Consider the following 16,269-nt stretch of genomic DNA (forward strand, 5'->3'; position numbering starts at 1 on the left):
GATTCAAGTAAATTTGATTTTAAGAGGAGGATATTCATTTGAGTACAATAAATGATAAACTATCTATTTTTGCTTTAGGTGGTGTTAATGAAATTGGTAAAAATATGTATGTCATACAATATTCAGATGACATTGTAATCATTGATTGTGGTTCTAAGTTTCCCGACGAGAGTTTATTAGGCATAGATTTAATAATACCTGATGTTACATATTTACAAGAAAATAAAGATAAAATTAGAGGTTTAATTGTTACACATGGACACGAAGATCACATTGGAGGTATTCCGTATTTTTTAAAACAATTGAATGTACCAATTTATGCAACAAAATTAACCTTAGGCTTAATCGGCATTAAATTAAAAGAACATAAACTTCAAGATTCGACACAGTTAATTGTTATTGACTCTGAGTCTTTAATTGAGTTTGGACAGATAAACCTATCTTTTTTCAAAACAAATCATAGTATTCCCGATTGCCTCGGGATTGCTTTTCATACACCAGAAGGTACAGTAGTCCATACAGGTGATTTTAAATTTGATTTGACTCCCATAAACAATCAATATCCAGACATTCACAAAATGGCTAATATCGGAAGTAACGGGGTTTTAGCTCTCCTCTCAGAAAGTACGAATGCCGAACGTTCTGGATTTACTCCATCAGAACGGTTAGTAGGCGAAAAAATTGAAGAAGCCTTTGTAAAGGCTCACAGAAAAGTTATTATATCTACCTTTGCTTCTAATGTGAATCGTGTCCAGCAAATAGTAGATGCCGCTTTAAAAACAAATAGAAAGCTTGCCCTCCTCGGAAGAAGTATGGTGAACGTAGTTTCTGTCGCCTTAGAACAAGGCTATTTGAATATACCTGAAGGAATGTTAATCGAAGCGAATGAGATTAATCAAATGGAACCCGAAAAAGTCGCTATACTTTGCACTGGTAGTCAAGGTGAACCTATGGCTGCCCTGTCTCGATTGTCTAGTGGCAACTATCGACAAGTTGATATTTTACCAGGTGACACAGTCATTTTGTCTGCATCCCCCATACCAGGAAATGAGCGTAATGTTTCACGTATTATAGATAACTTATTTCTATTAGGAGCAAATGTTATTTATGGATCTGGAAGTTCAACAGGAATGCACGTTTCTGGACATGCATATCAAGAGGAATTAAAATTGATGCTTACTTTAATGAAGCCTAAATACTTCATTCCCATACACGGTGAATTTAGAATGCTACATCATCACCGTCAATTGGCCGAATCCGTTGGTGTCAAGAAAAATAATATTTATGTTATCGGCAATGGAGATGTTGTTGATATTAAAAATCAAACCGCCATGCAAACTAGGCGTATACCTGCCGGTAATATATATGTAGATGGATTAGGTATTGGAGATGTTGGGAACGCCTTATTGCGCGATCGTAAACAACTTTCTGAAGATGGCATGCTTGTAATAGTTATCACCTTAAGTAAAACGGAAGAAAAAATAATTTCTGGCCCAGACACAATTTCTCGTGGGTTTGTATATGTTCGCGATTCAGAAGATTTCTTAAAGAAAATTAATCAATTAGTTGTGGAAACTATCAACACATTACAAAAAGCACATATTTACCAATGGAATGTTCTAAAAAGAGAAATAAGAGAAACACTTGGCCATTTTATATACTCACATACAAAAAGAAAGCCAATGATCCTTCCTATCATAATTGAAGTTTAAATTACTTATTTTCTTTAGTTATTAAGTATTGCCTTGATTATGTCTACTATTATTTAAAACGGCTTTTTCTAAATGAATATAGTACTACCTAACAGCTCGTATTCGTAATTTCAAGAAACCCTTTAACTTCTGGTAGTACTAATTCTATCGTTTAGAGAGTTCATCATTTTTCCACATTATCGTATCATCCTTAACGGTAATAAAGTGAAACTTTAATCAGTGGGGTTTTGTTCATCCCCCACTGATTATTAGCCTTCACCAATCGGGCGTTTACGGGATAAAAGCAGTAGGAAGTTAAGGATAAGATATTTTAGTATAAGTGTAGTACTTGTAACTGACCTTTCTATGCAGTAGGCTAAAAAATAATCCTACTGCATAGAAACATACTTTAATTAATCTCAATTACATCAACAAACTTAAAAGTACGCTTAGTACTAAAAGCATCAGTACACACAATCACCTCTCTTAATGGATTAATATCAACTACTGTTATGTAATTTTTATATAAGTAGCCACCTTTATAATATGTAAGTAAAATCTCTTCCTCACCTAAATAGGAACATAACAACTTATTTTCAAGCACTTCTTTTGCATCCTCTGTTAAGATCGGACGCGTGACTTTCGTTTTCGCATGTATCATTTCTTTAATAACTGCGAATTGCTCTGGCATACTAGAGAATGGTTGCCACTTTACCATCCCTCTTCCTTTTGGCATATTAGCATTCTTCACGATTTATGTCCTCCTAATAATGTGTTTCTATATCTTGCTGTTGCGACGCTTGTGTAGGAAATCCCACGTAAAATACTGTTCTTACCAAACCGTGTTCGAATTTCATCCATAACTTTCGTTAATCGGATTTCTTTTTCCCTTTGTACAATGTTATCGAAAAGCGAAATTTGCTCTTCACCTTCATTAATAAGGTTTGTTAATGAGACACTTAACGATCTAATCGGTTCTCCTGTATAGCGCTCATATAAAAAATATGTACAAACATTGTACATATCCATCGTTACATTTGTTGCCCGATTTAACGTATGTGCCTTTTTTATTCCCCCTCCATATTCCTTGCTATACCCAATTGAAAAATGAATTGTTTGTGCATATTTCTTTTCTCTTCTCAACCTATAACAAACTTCTTCTATATGCTCTAATAAAATAACTACGAACTCTCCTATCGAATAATCCCGTAATAATATTTGGCTTTTCGCTATAGATGTTGTCGCTGGAACGTATTTCTCTGCTATTCTGCTAAAATCAATCCCGTTACTATGTAAATGTAATTCTTCCCCTATTACACCGAAAGATTGCTTTAAATATTTCAAAGGATACTGAGCTAATTCTCCAATTGTATGTATACCTTTTCGATTCAATTTCATTTCAGTTTTGTACGATATACCCCAAAATTTACTGAGTGGTCTAATACTCCATAACTTCTCGGGTATATCGTCATACGTCCAGTGCGCTATTCCATCTTTACTCTTTTTCGCTTCAATATCCATCGCTACTTTACTCAATAATAAATTAGGCCCTATACCAATCGTACTTTCAATCCGTGTACGTTCATATATTTCTCGCTTGAGCTTTAATGCGAATTCGCGCGGATTACTCGCAAACAAATGAATACTTGCAGTCATATCCATGAAAAACTCATCGATACTATATTGATGAAAATCTTCCGGCGCAACATACTGCAAAGCCAAACTAGTTATGAAAGTTGAACATTTCATATACGTATGCATAATCGGATTTACAATAATAATATCTGGCCGCTTCGGTATTTCGTACAACCTTGCCATTTTCTTAATCCCTAACGCTTTTAATGGCGGTGTTGCTGCTAATACGATTGATCCACTCCGATTTACATCTCCTACGACAGCCAATTTTGTATAACGTGGATCCAGTCCTTTTTTAATACATGACACACTTGCATAGAAGCTACGAAGGTCTACACAAAGAATAATACGATTCGGTAAAAGAGAATAATCATACAAGGTTATCACCCCTAACAAGGAACACTTGTTCTTATTATATGCGAACTAACGTTCTTTTAAAAGGTATTTCTATGAAAATTTTGGTTAAAATAACCGTAATTTAATAATTTGTTTAAGAAAAACATAAGGAATTCCCTTCTATATTCATAAGAGGTTTTTTCTATACTTAAAAATATAAATAGATACAAGGAGAAACAACTGAATTCTTCGTGAATAAGCAAGGTATTTTAGAACCCATTCTTTTGTATTCAAAAAAGTCTTGTTTTTAAATAGATATGTTCATAGTAGCAATATACTTATATAAGAAAGACTTATTTCGAAAAAAATACTATTTAGCAGTACTTTTTATAGAAAATAAAATATTATTGGTTATTTTCTCACCGTTGTTTTTCTAGTTTTATCATTCAAATTTAGACACATATTTATCTAACCTACATAGACTAAAAGCGTATAATTACATACTTTATAGATTTTTTATAACAATATCTCGAACGGACTATCATGAATCATAAATTTAATAACTCGAATATACTAATCATTTTCGATCGAATTCTAAATATTTAAATAATATAACGTGTATTTCTTTTAAAATAAACATTAAATAAATTAAAATTACATCCTGTTTTTTGAATGTTGAAGAAAGATTGTTTATCTGTATTTCATCAATCAAATCTCTAATTACATAATTTTGTACGAGAAAGGGATTGAATTTATGCAAAATTTTAATTTCATTTGTGAACAATTTGCTACAATACTTAAAGGGAAAAGTAAAATAAGTCAAGGTGGTTGTTCGGTGTCTTTTCACCGCGATTTTAGGGTGCTTGTTCAAGGAAAACCGAGTACCTATGTAGTACCCGTCGGAGTAAGTTTTGAATCGTTGGATCAAAATGGTAATGCATTAAATTTAGGCGAAATCGCTATTCTACAAGAAGAGACTCCTGCATTTATGAAATCAATTGTACAACAAGGAATTATTGTAAGTGCTTTACATAATCACTGGCTTTACATGAATCCCTTAATTATGTATATTCATATCCAATCTGTAGAGCCTCCATTACATTTTGCACAAAAGTTAGCCAATTCTTTTTTGTCCTTAAGTAGCTATCCTATCGCTAATAATGAGGGGCAATAATTGGTGTTTAGGATATATTTATACATTTCACTTTTCATATGTGTGAACATAATAAAATCATTTCACTTTTTACTCAAAAGAAAACAACTGCCTATCAAATTTTTAGATAGGCAATTGTTCAATCTATTAAAATAAAGTACCCTACTATTTTATAAAATACTATTCTCCAAACAAAAAATACAGATTTCCAATTCACTTTAGCCTTCTTATCTCATATATTCCCCTAAAGTTAGTTTTTCCTTGTATATTTTTTCAGCATCATCCCCTACATAGCGAATGTGCCAAGGTTCATAAGCATAACCAGTTACATTCTCTTTTTCCTTTGGATAGCGAATAATAAATCCTGCACGATGCGCATTTTCTTTCAGCCATTTCCCCTTCCTTCGTCTTAGCAAATGATAACTCTAGTTCATTATTTATACTTTTAACATCCATCGTTAAGCCGTTTGATGTTCGCTATGTCCCGTTTTTTCAAAAAAAGACTCCCTGTACGTCCAGGATATCGACTTTTGTTTATTTCATTTTTTTTCGGCACTCTGCATCTAGACGGTATACCCATTGGCCACAGTTAGACTATTTCAAATCAAAAAACTAGATTACCTGCACACTAAAAAGTATAGCGCACAGGTAATCTAGTTGTTTTTGAGATTAATAAAAAACTAATTTATTTTTTGAATTCTTCCATCAATAATAGACTGAATTGGTTCTTTTGATTTTTTTATATAATCTACTAGTGCTTCAAAATCGGTTGGTCCTGTTTCAGCATCTTTACCGTTTTTAAAGGATACAAATCCATCTCCACCTGAAGCTAGAAATGCGTTCGCAACGACGCTGTAAGTTTTAGAAGGAATGATTTCTTCTCCATTTGTTAAGCGAATACTTGTTACTTTTTCTCCATTAGGCTTATTCGCATCCCAAGTGTATTGGATCCCTGAAATTTGAAGCATTCTTGTTATGTCTTTTTGCCATTGTTGATTTAAAATATCACGAATGTCTTGACCTGTTAAATTTACCTTTATTAATTGATTTCCGAATGGTTGAATACCATATATCTCTCCCCATGTAATATCACCAGCATCTAAGTCATTACGAATACCACCAGGATTCATAAGTGCAATTTGGGATTGCATTGTTGTACGCTGGGCATCAGCAACTAAATTTCCAAGAGTAGATTCACCAGCCGTATTGAGTTTGCGATCTAGTGGAGCAATAGACTTACCTACAACTTCATTAACAAGAGGTGCGATTTTTGCTTGATATTTCTCCATCTTCTTCTTGATTTTTTTATCAGGCTCTATGCCTTCATGATAAGTTGTAACAATTTCTGCTTTTTTCTCAACAATATCTTGTGTCTTACGATCAATCTTTACATCAACATCAGCAAAAGCCATACCATAAGAATTTGCTTGTACGACAAGTTTATTATTAACAGTTCCATTTACATAAGTGTGGCTATGGCCACCAAAAATAACATCGACTTCTGGATCAGTCTCATTTGCTAATCGGACGATATCACCATTTGTTACGCCGTTCCCATCTGTTGTACCTCCGTTATGTGCAAGAACAACGATAGATTTAACGCCTAGTTTTTTTAATTGCTTTACGGATTTGTTAATAGCTTCAACTTCATCTGTAATTTCTACATTCTTTAGCATAGTAGGCATAACAAGATTAGGAACATCCGTTGTTACGACTCCGATAAATCCAACAGGAACTCCTTGTACCTTTTTTATAGTGAATGGTGGTAAAAATAAACGACCGGTGGATTTATTATAGAAATTTGCAGCAACATATGGGAATTTTGCTCCTTTAAAATTTCCTGTTTTCTCATGGTATCCACCATAAATAAGGCGGTTCATTTCTTCAACACCTTCATCAAATTCATGATTTCCTATCGTTCCAACATCGAATTTCAAATCATTTAGAAATTCAATTGTAGGTTCGTCTTGTAATAATGCTGAAACAGGAGTACTTGCTCCAACAACATCGCCGGCATGTACCTTTAATGTATTTGGATTTTGTTTTTCACGATCACGTAAATAAGCCCCTAAGTACTCAATTCCCCCTGCATCTTTATTGTTAATTTTTTTTACAGTATCTAGTTGCCCATGAAAATCGTTAATACCGAGCATTTGTACATCTATGTAGCGGTTTTGTTCTGTACTTGCTTGGATTGAAGGCGCAGCAAATACACTAGTAAAAGTAACTGTACTTAATGCTAAAGCAACTGGAATGATTTTTTTCAACATAAAATTTCTCTCCCCTAATTAAAATCTGACATAATACGATGTTATTTTAATATATTAAGAGAATTATTTCCACAAAAATTCTACCAATTATAAAAATTAATAAGATTTTATTGTTTTCTGACAAGATATTTCTTCCTCAAAAAAATGTACATTTCTTTGTTTTGAGGATTATTCAAAATATTATCTTGATAGTAATATAACAATACTTCTAAGAAATCTAAAGAAATCTAAAAAACTCTAATCAATACATTTTAGCTGTTAAGAAGAATATTCAATCCAAAATTAATGGAGATTTATCAACCTAACATCTCAATATCACCATTAAAAAATGAATAGGAATTTCGTTATAGAAGATTTCTATTCTTTGAATTGATTACGGTGGTGCACTACTCCGCATTTAAAAAAGATGCTCCTGGATTTATCCAAGAGCATCTTTTTTTAGATTTATTTTTACTTGTTTATAATTTATCAATTAACAATTATATAGTTGTAATTAGTCATTTAAAAATAATAGGAGTGCTTCATTAAATTCTTTAGCATGAGTTGCATTTAGCCCATGTGGACCGCCCTGTATTAAAGCGAGTTTACTACCAGGAATGGCATCATATGTACGTTTTCCACTTAATTCAAAAGGTACAGTTGCATCAGAGTCACCGTGAATAATAAGAGTAGGTATATTAAACTTCTCCAGGTCTTTTCTAAAATCTGTCTTACTAAAGGCGGTAATACAATCAAGCGTTCCTTTAGGTGATGCACCGGCTGCAATATCCCAATTATATAAACGGAATGGTTCACTAACTAAATCTGTTCGATTACCAGCCGCGAAAAATCCCTTAGTAAATTCATCAAGAAATGCAAGGCGGTCATTTATCACACCACTTTTGAATGCTTCAATTGTTTCATCATCTAATGCCCCTTCAGTATGATCCTCTGATTTGTATAAATATGGAGGAACTGCTCCAGCAAAAACAGCCTTTTCAATACGATCTGTTCCATACGTACTAATGTACCGGGCTACCTCGCCTCCACCCATAGAAAAACCAACAAGTGTGACATTTTGAAGCTCTAACTGTTCTAATAGTTGATGTAAATCAGAAGTAAAGGTATCATATTCATACCCTTCCCACGGCTGAGATGATTTTCCAAAACCTCGACGATCATATGTTATAACTCTGTATCCATCCTCAACAAGAGCGGGAACTTGATATTCCCAAGATCGACCGCTTAACGGCCAACCATGAATTAGTACAACTGGTTTTCCTGTGCCATGATCCTCATAATATATCTCAATTGGTGCTTGGTTTTCGGTTCCTACAGTAATTTTAGCCATGCTTCTACCTCCAAAAAATATTCTAATATGTATCCTTTTCTTCAATAATCCGGATGAATCTCATAACTTATTCATGCACGTTTATGTTGTGAACTCTAAGTATGAAACTCTATTGTTCCAATGCATTCATTTTCTCCTTTTGGAACAATCCCCCCTCTAATATCTTTTTCATCATAAAATACTTACTGAACATTACTCATATTCAATTGTAATAACAAAAATAGGTGACTATCAATATCGTTCTATCTATAGAATGTATAGGTAAAATCAATCTATTTTATAGTGAAAACAACTATAGTTACGACCTATACGAATTATAGATAATTTAGAATTGATTAACGAATCAGTTTTCAAATACTATAAATTTGTATAGCACTTCATGTTCTATGAATGCTGCTATAACTAATATTATTGGTCAGCTTAGTTATAAACGAATCGTAACAAACGAAGAAACTTATGATAGTATTCGACTATTTAACTTTTCTTCGATTACTTAATTTTTAGGAGGAATACATAATGACTGATCTCTATTCTCGTATTAACAAAGATGATGCTGTCGTGCTTTTAGTAGATCATCAAACTGGTCTTATGTCCGGACTAGTACGTGACTATGGTGTTGATGAATTTAAGAACAATGTTTTAGCTCTTGCTCACACTGCTAAGTTTTTTGATTTACCGGTTATTTTAACAACAAGTTTTGAAAACGGACCTAACGGACCTTTAATGCAAGAATTGGTTGATCTCTTTCCTCACGCACAAAAAATAGCTCGCCCTGGACAAATTAACGCATGGGATAATGATGATTTTGTAAAAGCAATCGAAGAAACTGGAAAGAAGCAACTTATCATCGCGGGCGTAGTTACGGACGTTTGTGTTACTTTCCCAGCACTTTCCGCTATAAAAGCTGGATATGAAGTATTTGCTGTTACTGATGCTTCGGGAACTTTCAGTAAACAAGTTGCAGATGCTGCAAATACTCGCATGGCACATAGTGGCGTGCAACTTATGAACTGGTTTAGCGTAGCTTGCGAATTACAACGCGATTGGCGCAACGATGTCGAAGGTTTTGGCAATTTGCTTGCTAGTAATCTTCCAGGCTATCAAAATATAATTGGAAGCTATATGGGCGCGCAGCGAGATCTTAGTAAACAAAATGCATAAATGTATTTCAAAGAAATGACTTTAAATCACTTTCAAAAAAATGGATAGTATACATTTAGTGCTGATTAAATCAGCACTCTCTTTTAAATTAAAAGGTATAGCAATTTTTTTTTTTACGATTACAGTTTTAATTGTTGAAAATATATTATTTTCAACAATTAAAAAAAGGAGCGTTTTATTATAAGTAATTTAGAATTGTTAAATCCAGAGAACAGTGCCTTAATTTTAATTGATTTTCAGCCTCAAATGACTTTTGGAGTTGCAAGTATTGATAGACAAACATTGATTAATAACGTTATGTTGCTTGCTAAATCAGCAAAAACTTTTAACGTACCTACTATTCTTACTACAGTTGAGACACGTAGCTTTTCTGGTTATTTTTGGCCACAAATTCTTGACATATTCCCAAACCATGAAATTATAGAACGCAGTTCAATGAACTCTTGGGAAGATCCAAAATTTGTTGAAGCAGTTAAAGCAACAGGTAGAAAGAAATTAATATTTGCAGCACTTTGGACTGAAGTTTGCCTTGCATTCCCTGTGCTTGAAGCAATGAAAGCTGGCTATGAGGTGTATGCAGTTGATGATGCTTCAGGTGGTACTAGTTTGACAGCACATAACGCTGCTATGCGCCGTGTAGAACAAGCTGGTGCAATTCCAGTGACAGCAATTCAAGTTTTACTTGAATACCAACGTGACTGGGCACACAAAGATACTTATGATGCTGTAATGGAGATTGTAAAGGAACACACTGGTGCTTATGGTCAAGGTGTAGAATACGCATATACTATGGTGCATGGTGCGCTTCCAAGCAGGAAAATATGAAACAAGAAGGAGTAGCTGTCGAAGAGACTTATACAGGGAACGCGATGGATGCTGCCGATCCAGTAACAACGATTGTTACATGGGAAATTCAACAGGGTAAAGAAAAACAGTTTGAAACATGGAGACATGAAATTGAAGCTGCCGCTACTAAATTCCCAGGACATTTAGGTGTAAATCTAATAGTCCCAAATAACGAATTCAGAGAGTATACTGTTATTTTTCGCTTTGATACGTATGAGCATCTACGTGCTTGGCAAGAATCAGATGTTCGCCGAGATTTGTTAAAAACGGCCGAACAATTTCAAGTTACTAATCCAAGTTATAAAACTGAAAGCAGTTTGGCTTATTGGTTTGTTACTCCGAAAACGCCAGTCCCACCTCAAAAATGGAAAATGTCTATCGTTACCCTTCTGGGTGTATGGCCTCTTAGCATGTTAGTTCCTAAATTGATAGGACCTATCATAAAACATATGAATCCTATTATGTCCGCTTTTTTTGTTTCTGTATGTATAGTGTCCTTGCTATCATGGGTAGTTATGCCGATTTTCGGTAAATTATTTCATCCATGGTTACAAAATAATAGGAAGTAGACGAGGTGTGAATATGAATTTACCGGATATGATCTTATATAACGGAAAAATTACTACCCTTGATCCCTCTCAACCTGAGGTATCTGCTATCGCCATAACTGATGGTTTAATAACTGCAATAGGTGGAGATGAGCTTCTTGATAGCGCCACAGAAAAAACAAAAAAAATAGACCTTAAAAGAAAAAGAGCTATTCCAGGTCTGAATGACTCTCATATACACGTTATTCGTGGCGGTCTTCATTATAATATGGAATTACGATGGGAAGGTGTCCCTTCAATTGCCATTGCTCTCGAAATGCTCAAAGAACAGGCAAGGCGTACACCTGCTCCTCAGTGGGTAAGAGTAGTTGGAGGTTGGTCTGAATTTCAATTTAAAGAGAGACGGATGCCAACTTTGGAAGAGATTAATGCTGTTTCTGAAGACACACCTGTCTTCGTGCTACATCTTTACGATAGAGCACTTGTAAATCGTGCAGGGCTGCGTGCACTGGGATACACAAAAGATACCCCAGACCCTCCAGGTTGTTTAATTGAACGGGATAAACGAGGTAATCCAACGGGCCTTTTAATTGCAAATCCTAACGCTTCTATTCTTTATTCAAGTTTGGGTAAAGCTCCAATACTTAATTTTGACGACCAGATTAATTCAACTCGCCATTTTATGCGCGAATTAAATAGATTAGGTATTACAAGTGCCATTGACGCAGGTGGCGGTTTCCAAAATTATCCTGATGACTACAAAGTTGTTGAACATTTAGCTGAGAAGGAACAATTAACTTTGCGTATTGCTTATAATCTATTTACACAAAATCCAAATCATGAATATGAAGACTTTGCTTCATGGGCAAAAATTGTTTCTCCAGGTCAAGGAAATGATAAGTATAAAATGAATGGTGCCGGAGAAATGTTAGTATTCTCGGCAGCCGATTTTGAAAAATTTCAAATGCCACAGCCCGAACTAGCTACGATGATGGAAGCTGACTTAAAGAAAGTAATTTCTCTATTGGTAGAAAACCGTTGGCCATTCCGTTTACATGCAACTTATGACGAGTCAATCACACGATTCTTAAATGTATTTGAGGAAGTCAACAAAGAAATTCCTTTTAATGGTCTACGATGGTGGTTTGACCATGCAGAAACAATCTCAGATCGTAGTATGGAACGTGTTAAGGCTTTAAATGGCGGTATTGCTATCCAAGACCGCATGGCTTTTCAAGGTGAATACTTTGTTGATTTATACGGAAAGGAAGCTGCAAAGCGTACTCCTCCGATTTATCGTATGTTAGACCTAGGTATACCTGTTGGCGCAGGTAGTGATGCAACTAGGGTTTCCAGCTATAACCCTTGGGTCGCTCTTTACTGGATGGTTGCCGGAAAAACCATTGGTGGTCTTTCGATATACGACGAAAAAAATAAACTTGATAGAAAAGTAGCCCTGGAATTATATTCAAAAGGAAGTGCGTGGTTCTCTGGTGATGAAGGTAAAAAGGGAATCCTTGCAGTAGGTCAATTTGCTGATATTGCTGTATTGTCTGCTGACTACTTTACTGTGCCAGAAGAAGAAATCAAGAACCTTGAATCATTACTCACTATTATGGGTGGGCAGGTTGTTTATGGAAATGATGAATTTAAAAGGCTATCACCTGAATTGCCGCCAGCATCACCTAATTGGTCACCGACGGGAGTTTATGGTTATGGTGGTGCTAACCTAGCCCACACTATACTTTCTCACGATGCCCATGATCACAAGTTACATAGTTGCAGTAACCCTCTCCATCAACACACTCATACCATAATAGGAAAAGATGGAACTAAATGGGGTATTGGTTGTACTTGCTTTGCTTTCTAAGTCAAAACCACCGGTATAATGCCCGGTGGTTTTCTTTATGCAATAAGAATATGTAAAAAGAAATAGCAGTATATCCCTAATGGAATCTATTACTATGCGATAAGACCGAAGAGTTAATTGATTAACTTGACTTGTTTTTAACAGCCTTCTCCCCTTAAGTAAAATTCCATGGTATTCCCTTTTGAAGCGACTACACCACACATATAAATCTACTTGCCCTTTAACTGTAATTTAGGTCTTATCCTAAGAATTATGTATCATTTTTAATTCCCACACTATAATCATTATTATTTCTATTATACTAATACTTTTTTAGGTTCATTTAACTTCTGCATAAAGATACGTGCTGCAAAACTTAAAAATTTATCATCAAAGTGAATAAGATTAATATCTTGACTTGGTGTTGGTTCAATAATACGAACTATGCTCAAAGTATCATTATTAACGAAGTTAACCAGTGAAAGAGGTATTATGGCAACCCCATGTCCATTGTATACAAGACTCAATAGAGAAATAGAAGATTTTGTTTCTATATTTGCTTCAGATAAAGATAACCCTAAACTCTCACAATATATTTTAATAGATTCACGACAACTACATGAAACCATTATTCTACTCAGTCCTACTAATTCTCGAAAAGAAACAAATGATGTTTCATTCAAAGGATGATTTTTTGGAATGGCAAGGACAAGCTCTTCGCTATACAAAAGGGTGCTTGTTAATGTGTCTGGAATTTGAGCACTACGCGTGATGCCTATATCAATATTTTTATCAACGATTTGATTTACAGCAACTTCAGATTCTATAATTTTTACTACGATGTTAGGATAATGTTGTTGAAACTTCATAATATAAGGTGTTAAATAAGTGAGATCCTCTAATAAACCTCCTATAGTAATTACCCCTCTTTTTACCCCCTTTAATTCAAAAATTTCATTATAAACGTCATCAAATTGTTGCATGATAAATTTTCCTTTATCAAATAGCAACTTACCCGCTTCTGTCATTTTGATACCTCTTCCAACTCGATGAAACAAGGGTGTATCAAGTTCACCTTCTAACACACGGATTTGTTGGCTTAAAGTCGGCTGTGAAATACCTAGAACTTCCGCAGCTTTAGTAAAACTATTATTATTACAAACTTGAATAAAATACTCTAAATGACGTAATTCCATTCTTGATACCCACTCTCCGCTTTATGAAAGATTTATAATGAAAAGGACGATATGTATACGTTAATATAACAACTTCATTCCCTACTGTACTGATTGAAATAATATGATTTATTCATTTTGTATTATAATACATTTACTACCACTTATTAATTTTTCCTCCTATTTATTTAATTTATATGTAATTAGGATATTACTAAACAGAAATAGCCTCTACAAACTCACAATTTCTGTGCGTAATATCCTAACTTTTTCAACCGTTTCATTATCATTTTTTTCTCAATATAGTCCAAACTACCAAATATTTGCCGAATCTCCTCTTTATGCTGAGGAAAAATAATATCATCGATTCAATACCTTCTGAAGTAATTGACGCATACATGACACGGCAGTCTTTAGGACATGGTTTTCACCTCTTCTTTTCCAACCTATTCACTACATACGTGATACTACTACTTGCAAGTAATGTTTTGTCTTCAAGTTTTTGTATAGGCTGATCGCCTTTACTGTATAGTAGCTTAAGCACTGCAAATTCTGTTGGATTAAGTCCATAAATTTTTATATCCTTTTCAATACGTTTAGTGATTGATTGTAATTCCCTTGATAATATAACAAATAACTTTAAAGATAGGCTCTCATCGTTAATCACCCTCACAATTACCAATCCTTTACAAGTTATCTTGAATTCGAGATTCATTATATTATCGTCAAAATATTATGTCAATCATTCATTTTAGCTTTATCAAGCCACTTATAATTTATTTCTCAACATAAGACATATGGAATTAAAAGAAAACAATTGTTACTATATAAGTATCTCAATTACGTTATTTCTTTTAAAGAGAGCTTGTTTTCTAACGCAAGTTCTCTTTTGTCGTATTCTAAATTAAATCGGGACAAATTTCAGATAATGATTCTGCCCATGTGTATGATATAGTTTTTAAACAAAGATTAGAGCCCTCCTACAAGAAGAAGAGCTCTAATCTTTCATATAAATATTCACCATTTTTATCATTGCGTGAACATCAAAACTTTAACTTGATGGGGATATGATACTACCTCAATTAATAAATATTCCTAACCATATATCTAGGTTAATATCTATCATATTTTTTATAAAAAGGATTAATTGGATTTAAAAAAAGATTTCTTTTTCTTTACTCGTAATAAATCACCTGTCCATCCCTTCACTCGCATATATAAATACATACCCACTGTTGTGAAAATAATAAATAAGAGAGCGATTAAATAGCTATATTTCCATTCTAGTTCAGGCATATATTTAAAATTCATCCCCCACAATGCTCCTAAGGCCGTCAAAGGCGTACTTACAGCAGTTAATACAGTAAGAGCTTTCATAATTTCATTCCCACGATGTGAAGAAACAACTTCTTGTAAATGAATCATCGTGTCTAATTCTTCTTGGTACTCTTTAACAAGTTGTAATCCACGCTCTAATTTTACGTGTGTTTGTTTATAACAAAGGGTGTTTGTTAGGTTTTCTAACCAAGCTTCTTTCAGGCCTTGTAACACTTCTTGTATTAAGCGAAACACATGTGTGTTCATAAATAATTCATGACGAATATGATAAATTCTTTCTAAAACTGCTATGTTATTATGATGATAAAAATCCCATAATACATTTCTGAAATTGTTTTCGAAATAGTCAACCTTTCTCAAGTAGTGAGATATAAACATTGATAAGATAGCACATAATCCTTCAGCGGAACTATTACAATTTTTTACACTAAAAGAGGAATTATGTATTAATTTTTGAAAATCCTCTTCCTCTTTTTCTTGGACCGTTATCAGTATTCCATGAGCTACGAAATAATGAAGAAAGTTTTGAATTTTGGCGTCCTTTTTATCTTGATCATATAAAAACGAACCATATACACAAGTTTGACTTGGTGATAACGTATAAACATATAATCCATTTTCACAAGGAGAACTTATTTTCTTTACAAATTGAGAGAAATAAGATGTTACATCACGAGGGATTATAGAAGAAAGTTTTTCAAGCTCACTAGTTTTCACATGATACCAACTCCATTTCGGCATTTTTATGCATTCCATATTATTCTTCCTTTCTGAATAGTTTTATGTTTGATCGAATCATATCCGTAATATGAAATTTGTATGTAGGTATTCATGTCTTGGAGGAAAAGTTTTTAGATCATCTAAATTACAAAATAAATGGCATAGGAGGTCTTATTCTTTTAAAAGGAAGACCCCCTATATATTAGCTATTTTTATT

12 protein-coding genes and 2 pseudogenes are annotated in these 16,269 nt (G+C 33.9%); 6 read left to right on the forward strand and 8 right to left on the reverse strand.

Annotation, left to right across the window (positions count from 1 at the left end; genetic code table 11):
• Positions 1-38: 38 nt before the first annotated feature.
• Positions 39-1,712, forward strand: a complete 1,674-nt coding sequence (locus JDS98_RS03335) for a ribonuclease J (protein WP_098911758.1) — start codon at positions 39-41, stop codon at positions 1,710-1,712.
• 388 nt (positions 1,713-2,100) lie between these two features.
• Here the strand turns inward: JDS98_RS03335 and JDS98_RS03340 are convergent, their stop codons facing one another.
• Complete coding sequence (locus tag JDS98_RS03340) at positions 2,101-2,442, reverse strand: YolD-like family protein (protein ID WP_098911759.1); 342 nt, start codon at positions 2,440-2,442, stop codon at positions 2,101-2,103.
• Positions 2,439-3,704 (reverse strand): Y-family DNA polymerase, encoded by a 1,266-nt coding sequence (locus JDS98_RS03345; protein ID WP_016108720.1) that lies wholly within the window; start codon positions 3,702-3,704, stop codon positions 2,439-2,441. The genes JDS98_RS03340 and JDS98_RS03345 overlap by 4 nt, the downstream gene beginning before the upstream one ends.
• A gap of 712 nt (positions 3,705-4,416) precedes the next feature.
• Here JDS98_RS03345 and JDS98_RS03350 point away from each other — a divergent pair.
• The gene (locus JDS98_RS03350) at positions 4,417-4,836 is read left to right on the forward strand and encodes a DUF1259 domain-containing protein (RefSeq protein ID WP_001178952.1); all 420 of its coding nucleotides are present in this window, start codon (positions 4,417-4,419) and stop codon (positions 4,834-4,836) included.
• Between the two features lie 206 nt (positions 4,837-5,042).
• Here the strand turns inward: JDS98_RS03350 and JDS98_RS03355 are convergent.
• The 3 genes and pseudogenes from JDS98_RS03355 to JDS98_RS03365 form a co-directional block, all read right to left on the reverse strand.
• Positions 5,043-5,309, reverse strand: a pseudogene (locus tag JDS98_RS03355) (M15 family metallopeptidase); the annotation flags it as partial.
• A gap of 186 nt (positions 5,310-5,495) precedes the next feature.
• Positions 5,496-7,085, reverse strand: coding sequence for a bifunctional metallophosphatase/5'-nucleotidase (locus JDS98_RS03360; protein WP_098911761.1), 1,590 nt, complete (start codon positions 7,083-7,085; stop codon positions 5,496-5,498).
• 493 nt (positions 7,086-7,578) lie between these two features.
• Positions 7,579-8,415 carry a bromoperoxidase gene (locus tag JDS98_RS03365; RefSeq protein WP_199633546.1) on the reverse strand — a complete coding sequence of 279 codons (837 nt, stop codon included), beginning with the start codon at positions 8,413-8,415 and terminating at the stop codon, positions 7,579-7,581.
• Positions 8,416-8,931: 516 nt separating this feature from the next.
• Between JDS98_RS03365 and ycaC the strand changes: the two genes are divergently transcribed.
• The 4 genes from ycaC to JDS98_RS03385 all read left to right on the forward strand — a co-directional run bounded on the left by ycaC (position 8,932) and on the right by JDS98_RS03385 (position 12,840).
• Positions 8,932-9,576 (forward strand): isochorismate family cysteine hydrolase YcaC, encoded by a 645-nt coding sequence (ycaC, locus tag JDS98_RS03370; protein ID WP_000131223.1) that lies wholly within the window; start codon positions 8,932-8,934, stop codon positions 9,574-9,576.
• A 180-nt stretch (positions 9,577-9,756) separates the two neighbouring features.
• Complete coding sequence (locus tag JDS98_RS03375; RefSeq protein ID WP_000067163.1) at positions 9,757-10,401, forward strand: hydrolase; 645 nt, start codon at positions 9,757-9,759, stop codon at positions 10,399-10,401.
• A complete protein-coding gene (locus tag JDS98_RS03380; protein WP_000806845.1) occupies positions 10,398-10,991 on the forward strand; it encodes an antibiotic biosynthesis monooxygenase in 594 nt (197 codons plus the stop codon). The genes JDS98_RS03375 and JDS98_RS03380 overlap by 4 nt, the downstream gene beginning before the upstream one ends.
• Positions 10,992-11,004: 13 nt before the next feature.
• A complete protein-coding gene (locus JDS98_RS03385) occupies positions 11,005-12,840 on the forward strand; it encodes an amidohydrolase (protein ID WP_016108723.1) in 1,836 nt (611 codons plus the stop codon).
• A 296-nt stretch (positions 12,841-13,136) separates the two neighbouring features.
• Here the strand turns inward: JDS98_RS03385 and JDS98_RS03390 are convergent, their stop codons facing one another.
• The 3 genes and pseudogenes from JDS98_RS03390 to JDS98_RS03400 all read right to left on the reverse strand — a co-directional run bounded on the left by JDS98_RS03390 (position 13,137) and on the right by JDS98_RS03400 (position 16,088).
• A complete protein-coding gene (locus JDS98_RS03390) occupies positions 13,137-14,015 on the reverse strand; it encodes a LysR family transcriptional regulator (protein ID WP_016108724.1) in 879 nt (292 codons plus the stop codon).
• A 218-nt stretch (positions 14,016-14,233) separates the two neighbouring features.
• Positions 14,234-14,667 (reverse strand): annotated as a pseudogene (locus JDS98_RS30075) (MarR family winged helix-turn-helix transcriptional regulator).
• 470 nt (positions 14,668-15,137) lie between these two features.
• Complete coding sequence (locus JDS98_RS03400; protein WP_098099720.1) at positions 15,138-16,088, reverse strand: magnesium transporter CorA family protein; 951 nt, start codon at positions 16,086-16,088, stop codon at positions 15,138-15,140.
• Between the last annotated feature and the right edge of the window lie 181 nt (positions 16,089-16,269).

Source organism: Bacillus cereus group sp. N11, from assembly GCF_016483605.1.
Taxonomy (GTDB): domain Bacteria; phylum Bacillota; class Bacilli; order Bacillales; family Bacillaceae_G; genus Bacillus_A; species Bacillus_A toyonensis.

Excerpts from the sequence above, each read along its gene's own strand:
- JDS98_RS03350 (WP_001178952.1), top strand. The coding sequence starts at position 4,417 with ATGCAAAATTTTAATTTCATTTGTGAACAATTTGCTACAATACTTAAA.
- JDS98_RS03360 (WP_098911761.1), bottom strand. The coding sequence starts at position 7,085 with ATGTTGAAAAAAATCATTCCAGTTGCTTTAGCATTAAGTACAGTTACT.
- JDS98_RS03365 (WP_199633546.1), bottom strand. The coding sequence starts at position 8,415 with ATGGCTAAAATTACTGTAGGAACCGAAAACCAAGCACCAATTGAGATA.
- ycaC (WP_000131223.1), top strand. The coding sequence starts at position 8,932 with ATGACTGATCTCTATTCTCGTATTAACAAAGATGATGCTGTCGTGCTT.
- JDS98_RS03380 (WP_000806845.1), top strand. The coding sequence starts at position 10,398 with ATGAAACAAGAAGGAGTAGCTGTCGAAGAGACTTATACAGGGAACGCG.
- JDS98_RS03385 (WP_016108723.1), top strand. The coding sequence starts at position 11,005 with ATGAATTTACCGGATATGATCTTATATAACGGAAAAATTACTACCCTT.
- JDS98_RS03390 (WP_016108724.1), bottom strand. The coding sequence starts at position 14,015 with ATGGAATTACGTCATTTAGAGTATTTTATTCAAGTTTGTAATAATAAT.
- JDS98_RS03400 (WP_098099720.1), bottom strand. The coding sequence starts at position 16,088 with ATGGAATGCATAAAAATGCCGAAATGGAGTTGGTATCATGTGAAAACT.